This is a genomic window from Georgenia sp. Z1344 (genome assembly GCF_057652375.1).
Window position 1 is genome coordinate 972,536 of record NZ_CM172728.1, and the last position, 21,606, is coordinate 994,141.

Annotated in this window: 16 protein-coding genes; 7 read left to right on the top strand and 9 right to left on the bottom strand. The window is 71.9% G+C overall.

The window, feature by feature from the left end; genetic code table 11:
• Nucleotides 1–9: 9 nt before the first annotated feature.
• Nucleotides 10–486 (top strand): SufE family protein, encoded by a 477-nt coding sequence (locus tag AC24FB_RS04255; protein ID WP_425714634.1) that lies wholly within the window; start codon nucleotides 10–12, stop codon nucleotides 484–486.
• 29 nt (nucleotides 487–515) lie between these two features.
• Here AC24FB_RS04255 and AC24FB_RS04260 read toward each other — a convergent pair whose 3' ends face one another.
• Nucleotides 516–2,144 carry a nucleobase:cation symporter-2 family protein gene (locus tag AC24FB_RS04260; protein WP_425714635.1) on the bottom strand — a complete coding sequence of 543 codons (1,629 nt, stop codon included), beginning with the start codon at nucleotides 2,142–2,144 and terminating at the stop codon, nucleotides 516–518.
• Nucleotides 2,145–2,190: 46 nt separating this feature from the next.
• Complete coding sequence (pucL, locus tag AC24FB_RS04265) at nucleotides 2,191–3,129, bottom strand: factor-independent urate hydroxylase (protein WP_425714636.1); 939 nt, start codon at nucleotides 3,127–3,129, stop codon at nucleotides 2,191–2,193.
• 400 nt (nucleotides 3,130–3,529) lie between these two features.
• On the opposite strand from pucL, the gene AC24FB_RS04270 reads away from it, so the two are divergent.
• The 4 genes from AC24FB_RS04270 (at nucleotide 3,530) to AC24FB_RS04285 (ending at nucleotide 8,716) form a co-directional block, all read left to right on the top strand.
• Entirely contained in the window at nucleotides 3,530–4,030 is a 501-nt protein-coding gene (locus AC24FB_RS04270) for a nucleoside deaminase (protein WP_425714637.1), read from the top strand.
• Between the two features lie 264 nt (nucleotides 4,031–4,294).
• Nucleotides 4,295–5,590, top strand: coding sequence for a guanine deaminase (guaD, locus tag AC24FB_RS04275; RefSeq protein ID WP_425714638.1), 1,296 nt, complete (start codon nucleotides 4,295–4,297; stop codon nucleotides 5,588–5,590).
• A gap of 75 nt (nucleotides 5,591–5,665) precedes the next feature.
• Complete coding sequence (locus AC24FB_RS04280; RefSeq protein ID WP_425714639.1) at nucleotides 5,666–7,249, top strand: NCS2 family permease; 1,584 nt, start codon at nucleotides 5,666–5,668, stop codon at nucleotides 7,247–7,249.
• A 114-nt stretch (nucleotides 7,250–7,363) separates the two neighbouring features.
• Nucleotides 7,364–8,716 carry an 8-oxoguanine deaminase gene (locus AC24FB_RS04285; RefSeq protein ID WP_425714640.1) on the top strand — a complete coding sequence of 451 codons (1,353 nt, stop codon included), beginning with the start codon at nucleotides 7,364–7,366 and terminating at the stop codon, nucleotides 8,714–8,716.
• 268 nt (nucleotides 8,717–8,984) lie between these two features.
• On the opposite strand, the gene AC24FB_RS04290 is transcribed toward AC24FB_RS04285, so the two are convergent.
• From AC24FB_RS04290 to uraD, 6 genes are all read right to left on the bottom strand, one after another.
• Complete coding sequence (locus AC24FB_RS04290; protein WP_425714641.1) at nucleotides 8,985–10,676, bottom strand: HNH endonuclease; 1,692 nt, start codon at nucleotides 10,674–10,676, stop codon at nucleotides 8,985–8,987.
• Between the two features lie 1,126 nt (nucleotides 10,677–11,802).
• Nucleotides 11,803–12,765 (bottom strand): xanthine dehydrogenase accessory protein XdhC, encoded by a 963-nt coding sequence (gene xdhC / locus AC24FB_RS04295; RefSeq protein WP_425714667.1) that lies wholly within the window; start codon nucleotides 12,763–12,765, stop codon nucleotides 11,803–11,805.
• Nucleotides 12,766–12,778: 13 nt separating this feature from the next.
• On the bottom strand, nucleotides 12,779–15,328 hold the full coding sequence (gene xdhB / locus AC24FB_RS04300; RefSeq protein WP_425714642.1) for a xanthine dehydrogenase molybdopterin binding subunit: 2,550 nt from the start codon (nucleotides 15,326–15,328) through the stop codon (nucleotides 12,779–12,781).
• The gene (locus tag AC24FB_RS04305; protein ID WP_425714643.1) at nucleotides 15,325–16,944 is read right to left on the bottom strand and encodes a xanthine dehydrogenase small subunit; all 1,620 of its coding nucleotides are present in this window, start codon (nucleotides 16,942–16,944) and stop codon (nucleotides 15,325–15,327) included. Before AC24FB_RS04305 ends, xdhB begins: the two co-directional genes overlap by 4 nt.
• A gap of 201 nt (nucleotides 16,945–17,145) precedes the next feature.
• The gene (gene uraH, locus AC24FB_RS04310; protein ID WP_425714644.1) at nucleotides 17,146–17,511 is read right to left on the bottom strand and encodes a hydroxyisourate hydrolase; all 366 of its coding nucleotides are present in this window, start codon (nucleotides 17,509–17,511) and stop codon (nucleotides 17,146–17,148) included.
• Nucleotides 17,508–18,005, bottom strand: a complete 498-nt coding sequence (uraD, locus tag AC24FB_RS04315) for a 2-oxo-4-hydroxy-4-carboxy-5-ureidoimidazoline decarboxylase (RefSeq protein ID WP_425714645.1) — start codon at nucleotides 18,003–18,005, stop codon at nucleotides 17,508–17,510. Before uraD ends, uraH begins: the two co-directional genes overlap by 4 nt.
• Before the next feature lie 222 nt (nucleotides 18,006–18,227).
• Here uraD and AC24FB_RS04320 point away from each other — a divergent pair, with 222 nt between their 5' ends.
• Entirely contained in the window at nucleotides 18,228–19,091 is an 864-nt protein-coding gene (locus AC24FB_RS04320) for a bifunctional allantoicase/(S)-ureidoglycine aminohydrolase (RefSeq protein ID WP_425714646.1), read from the top strand.
• Nucleotides 19,092–19,157: 66 nt separating this feature from the next.
• Here AC24FB_RS04320 and allB read toward each other — a convergent pair whose 3' ends face one another.
• Nucleotides 19,158–20,684: an allantoinase AllB gene (allB, locus tag AC24FB_RS04325; protein WP_425714647.1), complete on the bottom strand. Its 1,527-nt coding sequence runs from the start codon at nucleotides 20,682–20,684 to the stop codon at nucleotides 19,158–19,160.
• A 272-nt stretch (nucleotides 20,685–20,956) separates the two neighbouring features.
• Between allB and AC24FB_RS04330 the strand changes: the two genes are divergently transcribed.
• The gene (locus AC24FB_RS04330) at nucleotides 20,957–21,598 is read left to right on the top strand and encodes a hypothetical protein (RefSeq protein WP_425714648.1); all 642 of its coding nucleotides are present in this window, start codon (nucleotides 20,957–20,959) and stop codon (nucleotides 21,596–21,598) included.
• The last annotated feature ends 8 nt before the right edge of the window (nucleotides 21,599–21,606 follow it).

A 21,606-nucleotide genomic window follows, 5' to 3' on the forward strand; every position in this document is an offset into this window, starting at 1 on the left:
AGGACACCCATGCCCGACGACGACGCCGCCGCGCTGCGGCCCGCCCTCGCCGAGATCGCCCGCGACCTCGCGGCCCTGGCGCCGAACGACCGGGTCCAGCTCCTCGTCGAGCTCGGTGACGAGCTGCCCGGGCTGCCGCAGCGGCTGGTCGACCACCCCGAGCTGCTCGAGGCGGTGCGGGAGTGCCAGGCCCCCGTGCACGTGCGGGCCGAGGTCGACGGGACGGGCGAGGACGCGCCGGTGACGGTCCACGTCTCGGCGGCCCCACAGGCGCCGGTCACGCGTGGCTTCGCGGGGATCGTCGTCGTCGGGCTGGCCGGGGCCACGGCGGGCGAGGTGCTCGCCGTCCCCGCGGACCTGCCCACCCGGCTCGGCCTCGAGGATGTCGTCAGCCCGCTCCGGCTGACCGGGATGGCCGGCCTCCTCGCCCGCGTGCAGCGGCAGGTCGCGGAGGCCGCCGAGCTGCACCGGTCGGCCGACGGCTGATCCCGCCCGCCCGACCGACCGGTGCCCGCTCATCGGTTGACGTCGTCCGCGCGCCTGGCCGGTCGCGCGGAGTCCTCGGCCCGGGTGAGGTGCGGCCAGGCGAGGTCGGCGTCGCTCGCGCGGTCGGCCGCACGGTCGAGCGAGGACGCGGAGCCGGACCGGCGCCCGTGCCCCAGCCTGCGCCGCGCGGAGCGCTCGGCCTGCTCGCGGGCCGCGTGCTCGGCGCGCCGACGACCGTCGAGCTGGGCGAAGTAGGCCGAGCGGCGCTCCTGCTCGTCCTCCGCGATGTTCGCGCGGGCCGTGGACCCGGCCGTGAAGACCGACGGGTCCTTCGACCGGCCCCAGCGGATCTCGTTGAACAGCAGGTTGAGGATGACGGAGACGATCGCCGCGGCGCTGATGCCCGAGTGGAAGATCATGCCGACCCACTCCGGGAACCCGGCGTAGAAGTCCGGCACCGCGATCGGGATGATGCCGAACGCCAGGGACACCGCGACGAGGGTGAGGTTGAGGTTCCCGTCGTACTTGACCTTCGACAGCGTCCGGATGCCCGAGACGGCGACGGAACCGAAGAGGACGATGCCGGCGCCGCCGAGGACCGGGTTGGGGATGGCGGCGACGACCCGGCCGAGCAGCGGCACGAGGCCGACGAGCACGAGCACGCCACCGCCCGCAGCCACCGCGAACCGGCTCTTGATGCCGGTGATCGCCACGAGCCCGACGTTCTGCGCGAAGGCCGTGATCGGGAACGTGTTGAACACGGGAGCGATGAGCGACGCACCCATGTCCGCACGCAGGCCGTCGCCGACCCGTCGGGCGTCGACCTTGGTCTCGACGATCTCACCGACGGCGAGGATGTCCGCCGTCGTCTCGGTCATCGCGATGAAGATGACGACCGTCATCGAGATGATCGCGCCGATCTCGAAGGTCGGTGCGCCGAAGTGGAACGGCGACGGGACGGCGACGACGTCGCCCTCCGGGATGCCCGAGAAGTCGGCCATCCCGACGGCGGCCGCGAAGGCCGTTCCGACGACGAGGCCGATGAGGATCGACAGCCGCGAGAACGTGCCGGTGGTGAACCGGCTGAGCACGAGGATGACGAGCAGCGTGAACATCGCGAGCCCGATGTTCTCCGGGGCACCCCAGCTCGGGCTCCCGTTGCCGCCCATCATCCAGCCGGCGGCCACCGGCAGCAGCGAGATCCCGATCGTCGCGATGATCGTGCCCGTGACGACGGGCGGGAAGAACCGCACCACCTGGGAGAAGAACGACGACACGACCAGACCGATCGCCGCCGCCACGAGGACGGCGCCGAAGATCGTCGTCACGCTGCCCCCGCCGACGACGATGGTGGTCATCGTCGAGACGGAGACGAACGAGACGCCCTGGACGAGCGGGAGCTGGGAGCCGAAGAACGGCAGGCCGATCGTCTGCACCACGGTGCCGAGCCCGCTGACGAACAGGGCGGCCGAGATGAGGATGCCCTGGTCGGTGGCGCTCATGCCGGCCGCCTGGCCGACGATGATCGGCGGCGCGATGACGCCACCGAGCATCGTCAGGACGTGCTGCAACCCGAAGAGGGTCGTCTTGCCGGCTCCGTACGTCTCGTCCTCGGGCCTCTTGCCCTTCTCGACGGCGTCGGCTGTGGTCGTACTCATGTCTCCCGGGCTCCTTCGCTCAGGTGGTGGCGGACGGAGGGGCGGGTCAGCAGAAGCCGGCGGAGGTCGCCCAGGCGCGCGGCTCGGGGGCGACGCCCTCGCGGCGCACCTCGCCCTCGATGAGCCCGTAGGGACGGTCGGCCGCGTAGAAGACCTCGCCCGGGTTGTCGAGCCCGAACGGCTCGAGGTCCACGAGGAAGTGGTGGAGGTTCGGCATGGAGAACTTGATCTCGCCGATCTCGGGGTGCGCCTCGAGCACGCGGCGGCCCATCTCGTACAGGGTCTGCTGCAGCGCGAGGCTGTGCACGTCGGCGAACGTCTCGAGCAGGATCCGGCGGACGTCGTCGTAGACGGCGTTGAAGTCGATCGACGTGTCGAGGTAGCGCCACTTGGCGGTCACCGACGTGGCGAGCACGCGGTCCGTGGTCTCGACCAGCGAGGTGAAGCGGTCGCGCGGGAACCCGTGGAACTCCGAGCCCGTCGACTTGAGGACGGCGAGGTCCTCGATGCCCGCCACCACGAAGGTGTCGGCGCCGTCGCGCTGGACGAGCGCGGTGCGGGTCTCGACGTCGGTGCGGACGAAGGAGTGGTTGTGCTCGCCGTCGGCCGAGTTGTTCGCGAGCGACGTGGGGATGTGCTCCCACGTGTGCTCCTTGACCTGCCAGCGACCGCCGGTGACCCAGTCGAACGAGCTGGTGAAGTGCTCCGCGAGGCGCAGGCCGAAGTCCTCCGGCGAGCCGATGCCGTCGCGCGCGAGGCCGAAGACCGTGTTCTTCTGCGTGTCGGTGGCCACGACCGGGCTGTTGTCGCCCTCGGTGTGCGCCACGGTGAAGTCGCCGCGGAGCTGCGAGGTCACCGAGAGGTCGGTGATGCAGTGCCGCGCCTCCTGGCGGTCGACCTTGACGAGGCGGACCTCCGCCTTGCCGTACTGGTTCTCGCCGAGGACGATGCCGCCGGTCCCGTTCGTGGTGGTGCTCTCGCTCATGCCCAGCTCCCTCGTTGGTCCTGTGCCGTCCGGATGCCGTGTCCTCGCTGCCGGTCCGCGCCTCGCGGGCCTGCGCCGCAGGGGGTGCGGCCATCCACTCTGACGTCCTTGTCGTTTTCATGAGGTGGAATAACTAATCCACCATGCGGCATCAAGTTACGACCGGGCACGGGTCGTGTCAAGAGACGCGTCACGAGGTGCGGGGCGGTGTCGGCGCGCAGAACCCCGTCGCTCACGCTACCCGCGCCGGACGGGCCACGGAGAGGTCGTGGGGTGGCCACGGAGAGGTCGCGGGGTGGCCACGGAGAGGTCGTGGGGTGGCCACGGAGAGGTCGTGGACGATTAGCGTGGCGCGCGGGCATCCTTCGACCCGGCCGCACTCTCGAGCAGGAGCACCACCATGACGACCTCCTCCGTCACACCCCTCCCCGACGACGACGAGCGCCGGCTCCGTGACGTCATCGCCCGCTCGGCGGCGGCGCGGGAGCAGGGACGGCACCCGTTCGCCGCGATCGTCGTCGGGGCCGACGGGACGGTGCTCGGTGAGGCGGTCAACAACTCGTCCGGCCCCGGCGGCGACCCGACGCAGCACGCCGAGCTCCTCGCCGCGGCCGCCGCCGCCCGGTCCGCCGGCCCCGACGGGATGCGCGGCAGCACGCTCTACACGAGCGCTGAGCCGTGCGCGATGTGCGCGGGGGCCGCGTACTGGACCGGGGTCGGTCGCGTCGTCTACGCGCTGAGCGAGTCGCGCCTGCTGACGATCACGGGCTCGCACCCCGAGAACCCGACGCTCGACCTGCCCTGCCGCGAGGTCTTCGCCCGCGGCCAGCGCGAGGTCACGGTCTCGGGCCCGCACCTCGAGGACGAGGCCGCGCAGGCGCACGAGGGGTTCTGGGTGTAGCACCACCCGCCCACCACCTCCCCACTTTCACGGATCGGAACTTCTCTTCCAGAATCTATTGCGCAACTGAGCGAGTCCCGCTAACGTCCCTGCCACCGACGCGTCGTTGTTCACGGCATGGATAACCATCGACGCGCTGCGAGTCCTCAACCGTGCCGAAGCTGCAGCCTCCGCCCTGTGCGATGCCGGCTGCGTCGAGGAGCGTGTGGCGATGACGCCGAGGCCCATCACACCTGTGCGCCGGGACGATGTCCCGGTGCTGTCATGACCATCTACCGCGCCCGGGTGCTCGACACCCCGGGGGACGCCACGAGCATCGGTCGGCCGGTCGATCTGCGGTCGGACGAGGACTGCGCGCTCGTCGTCGTCGGAGGGACGATCGTCGCCCGGACCGACTACGCGACGGCCCGCGCGGACCATCCGGACGACGACGTGGTCGACCTGCGCGACGGCATCCTCCTGCCGGGCATGGTCGACACCCACGTCCACTACCCCCAGGTTCGGGCCATCGGCGGCCTCGGCATGCCGCTGCTCGACTGGCTCGACACCTGCGCCCTGCCCGAGGAGGCCCGCCTCGCCGACCCCGCGTACGCGCAGGAGGTCGCCCGCGACTTCGTCGGTGGCCTCGTCGGTGCCGGCACCACGACCGCGCTCGTCTTCGGCTCCCACTTCGAGGGCGCGGTCGACGCTCTCTTCACGGAGGCCGAGAGCTCGGGGCTGCGCGTGACGTCGGGGCTCGTCGTCTCGGACCGCACGCTGCCCGGCGAGCTGCTGGCGGGCCCCGCCGACAGCCTCGAGGCGGGCCGTCGGCTCGCCGAGCGGTGGCACGGCAAGGGGCGGCTCCGGTACGCGGTCACCCCGCGGTTCGCCCTCTCGACCACCGACGAGATGCTCGCCGCGTGCGGGGAGCTGCTCGACGACGACCTGTGGTTCACCACCCACGTCAACGAGAACGTGCAGGAGATCGCCGACGTCCGTGAGCTGTTCCCGGACGCCCGGCACTACGTCGACACCTACGACCGGCACGGGCTCATCAACGAGCGGTCGGTGTTCGCCCACAACGTGCACCCGACCGAGCACGGGCTCGAGGTGCTCGGCGCCGCGGGGGCCGCCGTCGCGCACTGCCCCACCTCCAACGCGGCCCTCGGCAGCGGCCTCTTCCCCCTGCGCGACCACCTCGACGCCGGGGTGACCGTGGCGCTGGGTTCCGACGTCGGGGCCGGGACGGGTTTCAGCCTGCTCAAGGAGGGGCTGCAGGCCTACTTCGCGCAGCAGCTGCGCCCCGACGGCGTGCCGCTCGGCGCGCCCGACCTCCTCCACCTCGCCACGCGATCGGGCGCCACGGCGCTCGGGCTCGACGAGACGGTGGGCGACCTCTCGGTCGGCAAGCAGTTCGACGCCGTGCTGCTGCGCCCCGGCCCGCGCGGGTCGCTGCGCACCTCCCTGCGGCACGCGGCCGACCCTGCCGACGCGCTCGCCACGATCTTCGCCCTCGGCACTCCCGCCGACATCGACACCGTGTGGATCGGCGGCGACGTCGCCGCCCTCCCCCACGACTGAGCGAGGGACAGGCCCTCGCACAACCACCGCACGTCCGCAGTCCTCAGCGCGACACGAACGCCCATGGAGGCCGGCATGACCAGCAAGGACGACAAGCACGACCGCAGGACCCGCAGCGCCACCGGCACGCACCCGGAGTCACCGACGACGACGGACGCGAGCCCCGACGACGTTGAAGGCACGGCCCACGCCGCGAGACCGGCCGACGGCGCGGCCCACGCCGCGAGACCGGCCGACGACGCGGGCACGGCGACCGAGGCCGGCGCCACCGCCCGCCCCGCGGATACGGACAGCGCCACCCCCGCACCCAAGAACTGGTTCGACAAGTGGTTCGGGATCACCGCGGCGGGGTCCTCGATCCCCCGGGAGCTCCGCGCGGGTCTCGTCACGTTCCTCACGATGAGCTACATCCTCTTCGTCAACCCCGAGGTGCTCGGCGCGGCGATCGACGTGCCGAACGGCCAGGTCCAGCTCCTCATGACGACCGCGATGGCGGCCGCCATCGGCTGTCTCCTCATGGGCGTCATCGCCCGGTACCCGTTCGCCCAGGCACCGGGCATGGGGCTCAACGCCTTCTTCTCCTTCACCGTGGTGCTGGGCATGGGGGTCGAGTGGCAGACCGCCCTCGGGGCCGTGTTCATCTCCGGCATCCTCTTCGTCGTCCTCAGCGTCATCGGTGCCCGCAAGGCGATCGTCATGGCGATCCCCATGAGCATCAAGCTGGCGATCATGGCCGGCATCGGCTGCTTCCTCGCCTTCCTCGGCCTGCGCAACGCCGGGCTCGTGGTCACGGACGAGGCCACGCTCGTCACTCTCGGCGACCTCACGGCACCGGACGCGTGGATCGCCGTCGTCGGGCTCCTCGTCACGGCCGTGCTGCTGCAGCTGCGGATCAAGGGCGCGCTCCTGTGGGGCATCATCGCCTCCGCGATCATCGCCATCGTCAGCCGCGCCGAGGTCTACACCGGAGCCGACGGCAGCCCCGCGGCGTTCGGCGGCTTCTCCGACGGCATCATCGCCGCACCGGTGTGGCCCTCCGACCTCGTGGGACAGCTCGACATCGCCGGCGCCATCGGGATCGGCCTGTTCAGCGTCGTGTTCACGTTCTTCTTCGTCGACTTCTTCGACGCGACCGGGACCCTCACCGGCCTCGCGCAGAAGTCCGGGCACCTCTCGGAGAGCGGCGACATGCCGCGGGCCAAGACGGCCTTCTCGATGGACGGACTGGCCACGATGGTCGGCGCCACGCTCGGCACCTCGACCGTCAGCGCCTACGTCGAGAGCGCGTCCGGCATCCAGGACGGCGGGCGCACCGGCGTCAGCTCGTCGTTCACAGGAATCCTGTTCGCCGTCTCGATGGTGCTGTGGCCCGTCATGGGCGCCGTCCCCGGCGCCGCGACGGCACCGATCCTCATCCTCGTCGGCGCGATGATGATGGACGGGATCCGGCACATCGACTGGGACGAGATCGCCGAGGGCGTGCCCTCGTTCCTCACGATCATCGTCATGCCGCTGACCTTCTCGATCGCCAACGGCGTGAGCATCGGCGTCATCAGCTACTGCGCGATCCAGATGTTCACGGGCGGGATCCGCAAGGTCCACCCCGTGCTCTACATCGTCGCCATCCTGCTCGCCGTCAGATACATCTTCTTCGTGTAAGCGCCGGTGCCCCGGCAGGAGCACCGCGCTCCGGCCGGCGCACCGTTGACCAGCCCTGCCGCCCTCGGACCCTCACCGTCGCTGCCACTGCCACTACTTCACCCCGGAGTCACCATGACCGTCTGGCTCAAGAACCCGCTCGCCATCCACACCGGCACGTCCGACGACACCGGGGGCGGCCTCGTCATCGACCCGGAGGCCGGGACCGTCGTCGAGCTGGTCCCCACCGGAGGTTCGCCGTCGTCGGCACCGGGAACTGTGGTGGATGCCGGGTCGCACGTCGTGGTGCCGGGTCTCGTCAACACCCATCACCACTTCTACCAGACCCTCACGAGGGCCTGGGCGCCGGTCGCCGACGTCCCGCTGTTCCCGTGGCTCGTCAACCTCTACCCCGTGTGGGCGCGGCTGCACCCGCGTGCCCTCGAGCTCGCGACGACGGTGGCGATGGCCGAGCTCCTGCGCTCCGGGTGCACGACGGCGGCCGACCACCACTACATCTTCCCGGGCGGGCTCGAGGACGCGGTCGACATCCAGGTCGGCGTCACGCGCCGGCTCGGCATGCGCGCCACGCTCACGCGTGGGTCGATGACGCTCGGGAAGGAGGACGGCGGGCTGCCTCCGCAGTCCGTCGTCGAGGATCCCGACACGATCCTCGCGGACTCCCAGCGGCTCATCGACACCCACCACGAGCGCGGGGACGGCGCCCAGGTGCAGATCGCGCTCGCGCCCTGCTCCCCGTTCTCGGTGACGACGTCGATCATGCGGGACAGCGCCGAGCTCGCCGAGCGCAACGACGTCCGCCTGCACACCCACCTGGCCGAGACCGACGACGAGCAGGACTTCTGCCTCGAGCGGTTCGGCATGCGCACCGTGGACTACCTCGAGTCGGTCGGGTGGCTGACGGATCGGACGTGGCTCGCGCACGGGATCCACTTCGACGACGACGAGATCGCCCGGCTCGGCGGCGCCGGGACCGCCGTGGCGCACTGCCCGTCGTCGAACATGCGGCTCGCGTCCGGGGTCTGCCGCGGCGTCGAGCTCGAGGACGCCGGCGTCCCGCTCGGGGTCGGGGTCGACGGGTCGGCGTCCAACGACGGGTCCAACATGATCACCGAGGTCCGCCAGGCCATGTATCTGCAGCGGTTGCAGTACGGGGCCGAGAAGGTGACGGTGCGCCGGGCCATCGACTGGGCCACGCAGGGGTCGGCCCGCGCGCTCGGGCGCACCGACATCGGTGTGCTCGCGCCCGGCAAGCAGGCGGATCTCGCCATGTTCCGGCAGGACGACCTCCAGTTCTCCGGGAGCCACGACCCGCTGTCCGCACTCCTGCTGTGCGGGACCGAGCGGGCCGACCGGGTGATGGTCGGTGGACAGTGGCGCGTCGAGGACGGTCAGGTGCTCGGGCTCGACGTCGCCGAGCTGGTCGCCGAGCACTCCGCTGTTGCGAAGAAGCTGGTCGCGGGCTGAGTAGCGCACAGGCTGAGGAACGCACAGGTTGTCCAGCAGCGGAACAGCGAGGCATCGGGGCAGCCGCCCTCCACCACCAGACCACCGGGCTCGACCGCCACCACCACCGCCGGCTGCCCCGCACGCGTCGCTGCCACAGCTCGAACGGTGAGATCTGTGCCCAGGATTCTTCGAGCTCGGCCTCGGGCGCGAGTAATCAGTAGTCAGTAGTCAGAAGTCAGCCCGTCGGAATGGGGCCACGTTCGTCGTGGGGCGCGAGCAGTCATCCCTATGCGTAGGGATCGTCGAGCTCGTCGCAGGGGTCGGCATCTGGTGGCGGATCGCCGCCCTCCGCCGCGGACCCTCGCCGCGTTCTCGGCCGCCTGTCGTTCCCGGCGCCGTTCCTGTTGAGCGATACGCCTTCGGGAGGTGGCCCGGGATCTGCCAGGTGTGTCGGGGCGGCGACGTACGTGTGGCCCGTCGGGGTCGTGACCGTCAGGGACGTCGCGTCAGCCTGATGGGTCCAGCCCGCCTGCTCCTTGATGAGATTGCATCTCTTGCACAGCCCTGACGCGTTCTCGAACCTCGTCTGCCCACCGTCGGCCCACCGCATCGCGTGGTCGATGTCGCGGATCGGTGCCCCGCACCACGGGTTGCGACAGTCGTCGTCCCGAAGCAGAACCATCCGTCGCAACCTGTTGCTGAAGGTGCGAGACCGGGCATCCATCTTCGTGATCAGCCCGGTGGTCGGCTCGGTCCAGATCCGCCGGAGCTCGACGTCGTTGGCCTGCGTCTCGTTGAGCATGCCGCGAGCCACGAACGCGGGGATCGGCCCCTGGCCAGGCACCCACGCCGGGTCGTCCCCGCCGAGCAGGGTCTCGTCCGTCATCACCAGCGTGAGGTCGACATCCCGGGGTTCGGAGAGCCCGACGCCCGTCACGCGTTCGACGAACAGGTCCGCCACCAGCTGCGAACGCGACCTGCCATCCGCGCCGACCGGCCGACCGACCGACGCGAGGTCAGCGGCAGGCCCAGAGCCAGAGGGGCCGCCGGGACCGGAGGCAGAACCAGAAACGTCGGGAGGCGCGGATGCTGAGGAAGAAGAGAGCACGGCGCCTGGCTCGATGTGGCCAAGCGTCGTGATCTCCCCCGTGGTCAGGTTGATCGAGGCGCTCGGCTCAACCTTGGCCGCATCCGTCGGGAACGTCTCGACGGCGGAACCATCACCGTTGCCGTTGCCGTTGCCGTTGCCGTTGCCGTTGCCGTTGCCGTTGCCGTTGCCGATCATCCCGGCGCTCGCTGCATTCCCTGTGAGAATCCGGTCGGCCTCGTCCATGAGCGAGTCGTAGACGCGCCGCGCCTGGGAGACCGGGAGATGGGCGGTGAGGAAGCACATCCCCGGCTCGGTCGCAGGCCGAATCGTCACCCGCCGCGTCTTCTCGGCCTCCGTGGCACGGCGCGTCGCGGCCTCCGCGTCGAGCCGCTGGGCGATCCGCTTGGCCCGGTGGGAGACCTGCCGATCGCTCAGTCCGCCCAGGACCGGCGCGAGCTCCTCGTCCACCGTCCGGCGATCGGCCTGACCGAGCTCACGCACCTCGTTGACGAGGAGGTGAGCCCGCGACTCCGACAGCTCGCCGGACTCCATGAGGTCCAGGGCGTAGGGCATGTCGCGCACGACGACCTGAGCCGCGGACAGCCGACGCTGGCCCGACGACGCGGACTCGCGCCGGGCAAGCGCGATCTCGTCCGCGACACCGATCCCCTGGCGGGCCTTCGGCACCCCGTTGATGCCTTCGCGGGTGCATCGCAGGACGTCGAACATGGCCGTCGCTCGCATCTGGGCCGCTGCTGCCGCGGACTTGAGGCCTTCGGCTGCGGCGATGATGTCGATCGCGTCCGGTTCGGCCGTGACCTGGATGTCCGCCAGAGCCTCGGTCACGAAGCGCATGCCTTCGGCCGTCTTCAGGACGTGCCTGATCATGTCTCGCTCCACGTCCGCCCAGAACCTGGTCTCCACCGTCTTCACCCCCGCCCGCCACATCGCGGCCACTCGCATCGAACTGTTGTTCGATTGGCTCTCAGTTTATCGCGACGGATGGTGATCAAACAAGACCAATCGACATATCTGTGGACGCACAGGCATCAGATGTACCTGTGGACCCGGGTCGATGCGGACGGCGTCACGGACACGGGCGACTCAGCAGGGCTTCCGCTCGGGGCCCGGCTCGGTCGCCGGACGACTCTGTGACCTGGTGACGCGCTGACTCGGTGACGCACAGCGTCACTGAGGGGTGACTCGGCGACTCGGTGACTCGGTAACTCGCAGCGTCGTTGGGGGGGTGACTCGGCGCCCCGGTCACCCGGTGACCCGGTCACCCGGTCACCCGGTCACCCGGTGACCCGGTGAGCCTGTGAGCCTGTGAGCCTGTGAGCCGGTGACGCGCAACGCCGGTGGGCGTGGCAGGGCGGTCGGCGACCGCGCGGAACGGCGCTCCTGCCGGGCGCGCGGTCCATATGGGCGTGCGGCCCAGACGGACGGTAGCGCCGGCAGTAGGCAGCACCTGCGCAAGTGGTCGAGCAGCGCCTGCACGAGCAGAGGGCAGCACCGGCGGGAGGACGCACACGTCGACGAGCGCGACGAGCCCGACGAGGGACGAGGAGGGACGACGAGGGACGAGGAGGGACGACGAGCGCGACGAGCGCGACGAGCCCGACGAGGGACGAGGAGGGACGACGAGGGACGAGGAGGGACGACGAGCGCGACGAGCGCGACGAGCGCGACGAGCGCGACGAGCGCGATCGCACCACAGCTCACCGAGGCAGCCACGAGCCGGGACGAGCCCGTCGGGTCCGATCGGGACCGCAGATCTCGGCCTGTCCGCGTCGCTGACGGCCACCGCTCAACGGCGCACGCGGAACTGCGTGGAGCACGACCGGCACCGTCGGACGACAGGCGGGTGCCGGGCGGGGCGCGGCGCCGGTGTTCAGGGTGCGGTGTGCGTCGTGCCGCGCGCGGCGGCCGGGCGCGGGGGCAGTGCCCCAAGCGCACCGCCGCGAGGCAGCCTGACCGAGCAGTCGGTGCGAGCTCCCCGGACCAGGTGCGAAAGTCAGCGCGCCGGTTCGGCACCCACCACGCGGCCGACACGAGCGCCGGCAGCACCAGCACCAGCACCGGCACCAGCACCAGCACCAGCACCAGCACCAGCACCAGCCTGCGCCCCGGCCGACGACCACTCGGACGGCACGACCGTCCCACTCCCCCAGCCGCGCGCGATCTCGGCGCCCTCGAGGATCTGCACGAGCGACGCGGCAGCACTGATCGCGATCACCTCGGGAGTCTTCCCTGTGATCCCGGGAATCCCGACGGGGCTGTGGATCGACTCGATGGCCTCACCGGAATGCCCGGCGTCGGCGAGGCGCTTGCGGAACCGCAGCCACTTGGCGCGCGACCCGATGAGGCCCACGCTCCCGAGGTCGCCGCGAGTGATCGCGGCGTCGCAGAGGAACAGGTCCTCGGAGTGGTCGTGGCTCATGATCATCACGTGGGTGCGGGCGGGCAGCCCGCGCAGGACCACCTCGGGCGCGGGCGCGTGGTGCCGGTGCACGGTGGCGTTCCCGACGACGTCGGCGAGCCGCTCGGCGTCGACCATCTCCGCCCGGCTGTCCACCAGGTGGAGCGAGATCGGCAGCCGCGCGAGGATCCGACCCAGCTCGAGCCCGACGTGCCCGAGCCCGAACACGGCGATCGACGGCCGCGCACCGAACGGTTCGAGCAGCACCGTGACGTCGCCGCCGCAGCACTGCGTGCCGTGCGTGTTGTCGGCGTGCTCGTTGAGCCCGAACGACATCTGCTCCGGCGACGTCCCACCCTCGACGATCACCGCGCGCGCACGCTCGACGACGCTCGCCTCGAGGTTCCCCCCACCGACGCTCCCCCACGTCTCGTCGGCGCCGACCACCATCTTCGCCCCGGCCTCCCGCGGCGCGTGGCCGCGCACGGTGAGGACGGTGGCGAGCACGCCCGGACGCGACTCCTCACGGAGGCGCTGCAGGGCGGCGAGCCAGTCCATCACGCCACCACCGTCAGGTCCCGGAGACGGGCACCGGCGACGAGGGCCGGTGTTCGGCGTCGGAGGGGCTGGTCGCAGCACCGTTCGACGCCGATCCGTTCACGACGTCGCCGCCGTGGTGCACGCCGGCCGTGGCGGGCGAGTCGGGAATGCCCACGACGTCGGACACCCCGCCGTCGGACCCGGTCTCCGCCCCCTCGGCACCAGCACCCTCAGCACGAGCATCGGCATCCCCCGGCGACCGCACGGACTCGATCGCCCAGTACACCGCCTCCGGCGTGGCCGGGCTCGCCAGCTTGACCTCGGTGCCCGGCTCGCCGAACGCCGCGACGGCGGTGCGCAGCGCCTCGCGCACCGCGAAGGCGAGCAGCAGCGGCGGCTCGCCGACGGCCTTCGAGCCGTAGACGACGCCGGTCTCCTCCGCCCGCTCGAGGAAGTGGACGTTGAGCTCCTCCGGCATCTCCGAGAAGCTCGGCAGCTTGTAGGTGCTCGCCGCCTGGGTGGCGAGGCGCCCGCGCCGCTCGGTGTCGGACTGGTCCCAGACGAGCTCCTCCTGGGTCAGCCAGCCGACACCCTGGACGTACCCGCCCTCGACCTGCCCGACGTCGACGAGCGGCGAGAGGCTGTCCCCGACGTCGTGGACGATGTCGGTGCGCAGGAACCGGTAGGCACCCGTGAAGCCGTCGACCTCGACCTCGGACACCGCGACGCCGTAGGCGAAGTAGCGGAACGGCTCGCCCTGGAACGTCTTGGCGTTCCAGTGCAGCCCGGGCGTGCGGAAGTACCCGGCGGCGAACAGCGGCACCCGCTGGAAGTAGGCCTTGTGCGCGAGCTGAGCGAACGTCAGCTCGGCGTCCGCGCGCCCGAGCGCGGTCACGGTGCCCCCGGAGAACCTCACGTCCTCGGGGTGGCAGTTGAACTCCCGCGCCGCCACGTCGGCCATGTTGCCGCGGATCTGGTCGCAGGCGTTCTTCACGGCGCCGCCGTTGAGGTCGGCGCCGGTGCTGGCCGCCGTCGCGGACGTGTTGGGCACCTTGTCGGTCCGGGTGGGCGCGAGCCGCACGTCCGCGAGCTCGACCCCGAGGGCCGTGGCCGCGACCTGCCGCATCTTCGTGTGCAGGCCCTGCCCCATCTCCGTGCCGCCGTGGTTGATGAGGACGGACCCGTCCTTGTACACGTGCACGAGCGCGCCGGCCTGGTTGAACGCCGTGAGGTTGAACGAGATGCCGAACTTCACGGGCGTCATCGCGATCGCCCGCTTCGTGTGCCGGTGGCTCGCGTTGAACTCCTCGACCCGGCGCGTGCGCTCGGCGTGGTCCGACGAGTCGAGCGCCTGCTGCCACAGCGCCTCGAGCCGCTCCGCGTGCCGCACGGGCATGAGGTACGGCGTCGAGTCGCCCGGCCGGTAGAAGTTCCGCCGGCGCAGCTCACCCGGCTCGATGCCGAGCAGGGGTGCGCACCGCCCGAGGATGTCCTCCATCACGAGTGCGCCCTGCGGGCCGCCGAACCCGCGGAAGGCCGTGTTCGACGTCTTGTGCGTCTGGGCGATCCGGCCGCGGATCCGCGCGTCGGGGATGAAGTACGCGTTGTCGATGTGGCACAGCGCGCGGGCGAGGACGGGCTCGGACAGGTCGAGCGACCAGCCGCCGTCGGCCGTCAGGGTGGCGTCGAGACCGACGATCCGTCCGTCGTCGTCGAACCCGATCTCCCACGAGGCGTGGAAGCCGTGCCGCTTGCCGGTCATCGTCAGGTCCTGGGTGCGGTTGTAGCGCACGCGGACCGGCCGACCCGTGAGGACGGCACCGAGGGCGGCGACCGCGGCCGGCCCGTTCGCCTGCGCCTCCTTGCCGCCGAACCCGCCGCCCATCCGCAGGCTCTGCACGGTCACCGCGTGGTTGTGGAGCCCGAGGACGTGGGCGATGATCTCCTGCGTCTCAGAGGGGTGCTGGGTCGAGGACTGGACGAAGACCTGTCCGCCCTCGTCGACCGTGGCCAGCGCCGCCTGGGTCTCGAGGTAGAAGTGCTCCTGGCCGGCGAACTCGAACTCGCCGGAGAACCGGTGGGTGGCGCCCGCGAGCGCGGAGGAGGCGTCGCCCCGGTCGATCATCGGCTGCGAGCCCTGGAAGGACTCCTGCTCGATGGCCTCCGTGAGGGTGAGGATCGACGGCAGCGGCTCGTACTCGACCTCGACGGCCTCGGCACCGAGCCGGGCGGCCTCGAGGCTCTCGCCGAGCACCCACGCCACCGCGTGGCCGTACTGCATGACCTCCGGCGGGAACAGCGGCTCGTCGGCCTTGGTCCCGGCGTCGTTGACGCCGGGGACGTCCGCGGAGGTGAGCACGCGGACGACGCCCTCCACGTCGTACGCCGGCTCCGGCCGCAGCGACACGATGCGCGCGTGGGCGTGCGGCGCCTGGACCGGCCAGGCGTGGAGGACCCCCAGGGTCCGCACCGTGAGGTCGTCGGTGTACAGGGCGGTGCCCGTGACGTGCAGGCCGGCGCTCTCGTGCGGGACGCTGCGTCCGACGATCGGGTTGACGGGACGCTCGGACAGGGCGCTCATCGGGCCACCTCCAGGACCTCGGACGGGCTGTTCTCCACGTAGAAGCGGCACAGGGCCTGACCGAGCATCGCGCTGCGGTAGCGCGAGCTCGCCCGGTGGTCGTCCATCGGGGTGCCCTCGCCGGACATGACCTCGGCGGCCGCGGACACGGTCTCCTCGGTCCACGGGCGGCCGCGCAGGGCCTCCTCGGTGGCGAGCGCGCGCACCGGCGTGGCGGCGATCCCGCCGACGCCGATGCGGATGTCGGCCACGACCCCGTCCTCGATCCGGGCGGCGATCGCGACGGCCACGCTCGAGATGTCGTCGAACCGGCGCTTGGCGATCTTGTAGAACGCGGTGGTCGGGGCGAGCGGCAGCGGGATCCGCACCGCCCTGATGATCTCGCCGGGCTCGCGCACCGTCTGGCGGTAGCCCGTGAAGTACCCCGCGAGGTCGACCTCCCGCTCGCCGTCGCGCGAGGCGAGGACGAGGGAGGCGCCGAGCGCGAGCAGCGCCGGCGGTGCGTCGCCGATGGGCGAGCCTGTGCCGAGGTTGCCGCCGAACGTGGCGCCGTTGCGGATCAGGCGCGAGGCGAACTGCGGGAACAGCTCGGCGAGCAGGGGGATCTCGCCGTCGAGCGTGCGCTCGATCTCCGAGAGCGTGAGCGCGGCGCCGATCTCGACGTGGTCCTCGGCGCGCGTGAGGGTGCGCAGCTCGGGCAGGCGGTCGATCGCCAGCAGCACCGGCGGACGCGTGTGCCGGATGTTGAGCTCGACACCGAGGTCGGTCGCACCAGCGACGATCTGCGCGTCGGGCTGCTCGGCGAGGCGGTCGAGGAGCTCCGCGAGGGTGGCGGGGCGGACGAACTCCGCCTCGCCGTGCGCGTAGGAGGTGGGGCGGGCGTCCGGACCGGCGGACTCGGCGCGACGTGCCAGCGGGTCCTCGGGGGCCGGGGAGCCCAGCGCGTACGCGGCGTCCCGGATCGGGCGGTAGCCGGTGCAACGACAGAGGTTGCCGGACAGGGAGTGGAGGTCGAAGCCGTTCGGGCCGACCTCGTGCGCGTGGGCGTCGCTCGCGTCGACGTCGAGGACCGAGGTGTCGACCACCGTGGAGGCACCCTCAGGCGTCGCGTCGGTGACGGTGCCGTCCGGGCTGGCGGTGCCGTCCGGGCTCGCGGTGCCGTCCGGGCTGGCGGTGCCGTCCGGGACGACGGCCCCCGACGACGACACCCCCGCCCGCTCGGGCCGGTAGTACTCCGCCGCCATCGAGCAGATGAAGCCGGGCGTGCAGTAGCCGCACTGGGAACCGCCGCGGTCGGCCATCTCGCGCTGGACGGGGTGGAGGTCCTCCACCGCGCAGGCCCCGGGCGCCGTGCCGAAGCCCTCGCTCGTGACGATCTCCTGGCCGTCGAAGGCGAGGGCCGGGGGCAGGCAGGCGTTGACGGAGGTCCACCGCGACCGCCCCTCGCCGTCGGGCCGTGCCACGAGGACCGCGCAGGCGCCGCACTCACCCTCGGCGCAGCCCTCCTTGGCGCCGGTCAGCCCGAGCGAGCGCAACCAGTCGAGGAGGTTCGTGTGGACGGGGGCACCGGAGATCTCCCGGTCCTCACCGTTGACGTTCACCGTGATGCGGGCCATTGCTCACTTCCCTGTCGAGCTCGACGTGCAGTCGTGGGGCGGTTCGCGCGTCCCCGACCCCTTGGGTCGATGCGTCCACCGTCCGGGCCCCCACGGCAACCCCGGCGTGTGCGGACATTCTACGCGGAGACTCCGCGGTCGGGCAATATTTCGGAAGAGTTCTCTCGCATCGTGAAGTTCACGACGACGACAGCCGGTTGCTCAGCTCCCGCGATAGGTCGAGTAGGCGAACGGGCTGAGCAGGCACGGCACGTGATAGTGGTCGCGCCCCTCATCGACGAAGAAGTCGATCGTCACCGACGGGTAGAAGGTCTCGACGCCCTGGGCGCGGAAGTACTCGCCGGTGGCGAAGGTGATCCGGTAGGTGCCGGGGTCGATCACCTCGGGGCCGAGGTCGCGGATGCGGCCGTCGGAGTTCGTGGTGCCGGCGGCGACCTCGGTCGCGGTCTCGGCCCCGGCGGCACCCGAGGCGCCGTCGCCCTCGATGCGCGAGAGACGGACGGCGATGCCGGCGGCGGGGATGCCGGTGACGGCGTCGAGGACGTGGGTGGTGACGTGCGAGGTCATGCGAGCTCTCCCTTGAGACGAAGGACGGCGATCTCCCGCAGCTGCTCGGCGCAGACGCGGCGTTCGGTGGCGGGGTCGTTGGTCAGGCGCTGCTCGAGGGCGGCGAGGATCTCCTCGGCGTCCCGGCCGGCGGCGCGGATGAGGAAGACGTGGCCGAACCGCTCCTCGTAGGCGAGGTTGCCGGCGCGCAGGCGCTCGGCCACCGAGGCGTCGGAGCCGTCGACGCCCGCCTGCTCGCGGGCCGAGTGCGCGGCGTCCGGGTCGTCGCCCGTGGCGCGCTCCCCGATGCGCGGGTGGCGGGCGAGGGCGCCGTCCACCTCCTCGTCGGTCCACGGGTCGGCGGCGGTCTCCGCGGCGCGGACGACGTCCTCGACGCCGGCGTAGGGGCGGCCGGCGACGATCTCGTCGGCCCAGCGCGGCACCCGCACGGCGGCGAGCAGGATCTCGCGCGCGGCGTCCGCGTCCTCGTTGAATCGCGTGAGTGCGGTGGTCATGCGGCACCTTCTGATAGTTTCGGATCGCGGAACAGAACTTCCAGATGACGAACGTAGAAGGCGCGCTCGCCGCCTGTCAACATCCTCCCCGACGGGGCGATCGGGCGCAGGGCGATCGGGCGCGAGGTGCACGTGCCGAGGCCACGCTGCCACGCACCCGCACTGCCGCGCACCCGACCATGGAAGCATCGAGACCGAGCCCGACGACGGAAGGACCCGACGATGACCGACCAGACCCGCAGGCCCGCCCCCACCTACTGGGCGACGCACGGCGGCCACCCGCCGCAGACCGACCTGCTCACCGACCGCGCGATGTTCCGCGAGGCGTACGCGGTCATCCCGCGCGGCACGCAGATGGACATCGTCACCTCGAACCTGCCGCACTGGCGCGGCACCCGGCTGTGGGTGCTCGCGCGGCCGCTCACCGGTTTCGCGGAGACGTTCTCCCAGTACCTCGTCGAGGTCTCCCCCGGCGGCGGCTCGGACCGCCCCGAGGACGACCCGGGCGCCGAGGCCGTCCTCTTCGTCATGGAGGGCGAGCTGGAGCTGACGCTGGGCGAGGACGCGACTCCGCACCACCTCACGGCCGGCTCCTACGTCTTCCTCGCCCCCGGCGAGACCTGGACCCTGGCCAACGACGGCGACGAGCCGGCCCGCTTCATGTGGATCCGCAAGGCCTACCAGCGGGTCGACGGGATCGAGCCGCCCGCCTCGTTCGTGACGAACGAGCGCGACGTCGACCCCACCCCGATGCCGGACACCGAGGGCCGCTGGGCCACCACGCGGTTCGTCGACCCGACCGACGTCCGCCACGACATGCACGTGACGATCGTGACGTTCCAGCCGGGCGGGATCATTCCGTTCGCGGAGACCCACGTGATGGAGCACGGGCTCTACGTCCTCGAGGGTCAGGCCGTCTACCGGCTCAACGAGGACTGGGTCGAGGTCCAGGCCGGCGACTTCATGTGGCTGCGCGCCTTCTGCCCGCAGGCCTGCTACGCCGGCGGCCCCGCCCCGTTCCGCTACCTGCTCTACAAGGACGTCAACCGGCACGCGCCGCTCTTCCTGGGCGGGATGCACCGGTAGGTCGCCGGCGTCCGGGAGGCGCCGGGCGGTCGCCGGCGACCACCTGTCGCCGGCGCGACCTCGAGGTCAGGCGTCGCCCCGCCGGAGCAGTCGACCGTGCGGGGTGTCGCCGACCTCGTCGCCGCGCAGGAAGGTGCGGCGGACGACGCCGGTGAGCTCGCGGCCGTCGTAGGCGGAGATCGGGTTGCGGTGGCGCAGCTCCTTGGCGACCACGGTGAAGGAGTCGTCCGGCGCGAGGACGGCCAGGTCGGCGTCGTACCCGACGCCGATGCGCCCCTTCCGGGCCAGGCCCACCCGCGCGGCGGGCCGGGCCGACATCCACTCGACGACCCGCTCGAGCGGGATCCCGCGGCGGCGCGCCTCGGTCCACACGATCGGCAGCTCGAGCTGCACGGAGGAGATCCCGCCCCACGCGACGGCGAAGTCGCCGTGCTCGAGGTCCTTGAGCTCGACCGTCGAGGGCGAGTGGTCGCTCGCGACGTAGTCGATCGTCCCGTCGAGGAGGCCCTCCCACAGCAGGTCGCGGTTGGCATCCTCCCGGATCGGCGGGCAGCACTTGAACGCGGTGGCGCCGTCGGCGATGTCCTCCGCGTTGAGCGCGAGGTAGTGGGGGCAGGTCTCGGCGGAGATGTCGACCCCGTCCGCCTTGGCGCTGCGCAGCATCGGCAGGGCGTCCGAGGAGGACAGGTGGAGGACGTGGCTGCGTGCGCCGGCCCAGCGGGTGCGCTCGATGAGCTGCGCGATCGCGAGGTTCTCGGCCCCGCGAGGCCGCGAGTCGAGGAACTTCTTGTACGTGGCGCCCTCGGCCTGGGGCGCGCGGCCGATCGAGCGGTCGTCCTCGGCGTGGACGATCATCATCCCGCCGAACGAGGCGAGCTCGCCCAGGTAGTCCTCGAGCTCGTCGGCCTCGAGGTGGGGGAACTCGTCCACCCCGGAGCCGGACAGGAAGCACTTGAAGCCGAACACGCCGTCCTCGTGCAGCTCGCGCAGGTCGGCCCGGTTGCCGGGGACCGCGCCGCCCCAGAGCCCGACGTCGACGAACGCCTGCGGCTCCGCGACCAACCGCTTGTACTCCAGCGCCGGCCGGTTGACGGTCGAGGGGATCGAGTTGAGCGGCATGTCGACGATCGTCGTCACGCCGCCGGCCGCGGCCGCGCGGGTCGCGCTGGCGAAGCCCTCCCACTCGGTGCGGCCGGGCTCGTTGACGTGCACGTGGGCGTCGACGAGGCCGCTGATCAGCACCTCGTCCTCGGCGAGCTCGACCACGCGGTCGCCGGTCAGGCCGGCTCCGAGGGGCTCGACGGCGACGATCGACCCGTCGCGCACGCCGATCTCCCGCGGGGCGAACCCGTCCTCGCCGAGGACCCGGCCGCCGCGCAGCACGAGGTCGAACGCGCCGTCCTCGCGGGTACGCACAGCGTCACCGGCAGGCGCAGCGTCACCGGCACCCGCGGGCACGGGCCGTTCGTCGTCGTCGGGCAGGCCGTGCTCCGTGCGGAAGGCGCGGATCTGCTCCCGGATGCGCGCGGGGTCGTTGACGTCGGCCACGACGGCGCCGGGGCCGTGGGTCGGGACGTCGCTCTGCTCGCTCATCGGATCTCCTTCGATCGGTGGGGGCAGCCGCCCTCCGGCCGTTCCGCGACCCGTTGCCGCGTCGCCGCCACTCCCTCGCCACGATTCCACTTGGCGAGAGACAGATTCTGCACACCGGAAGCCTACGGCGGTGGTCGAGTAACGGTCAACGACTCACGACACCTCGCGCGACTACCCTCGGCCTGCTGCCTGAGACACGGTCGCACAGTCGACGCACCGCCACGCAGCCTTACCGTCACACAGCCACACCGCCACGCAGCCCGAGGAGAACCATGACGAACGACGCCGGCACGGCGAGCCACGGCGGCCAGGGCAGCGGCGGCCAGCTTGCGCGGTTCGTCGTCGACCCGGCCGAGCACCGGTCGAAGGTGCGCAAGCAGTGGCTGGCGCTGCTCGGCTTCTCGGTGCTCGCCGTCATCTGCATCGGCGGGCTGCTGTCCGGCGAGGTCACGCGACGGCTGTTCATGATCGTCCTGCTGGGGATCGTCGGCGTGCTCGGCGCCGGCGGCGCGATCTGGCGGCTGATCAGGCTCCGCGCCGAGCGGCGCACGGGCGACGACGCGATCGACCTCGTCGTCACCGAGAACGAGCTCGTCGGGCCGGGCGGGCTCGCGATCCCCTGGTACGAGGTGGCGGGCGTCGAGATGTCGGCGTCGACCCCGGTGACCGCGCAGGGGACGCGGGACGCCGAGCGGTCCGCCGCGCTCGTGCGGATCCTGCTCACCGACCCACGATCCACCCTCGAGCGCACCACCACTCCCCTGCAGGCCGCCGCCGTCCGCACGAGCGAGGGGGCGCCGCACGTGCGGGTCGAGCTGGGCGAGCGGTCGGCCGCCGACGTCGCGCTCCTGCGCGCGGTCCTCGACGCCGAGCTGGCCCCGCGCGGCCAGCGGGTGACCGAGGTCAGGGGCTGAGCAGAATC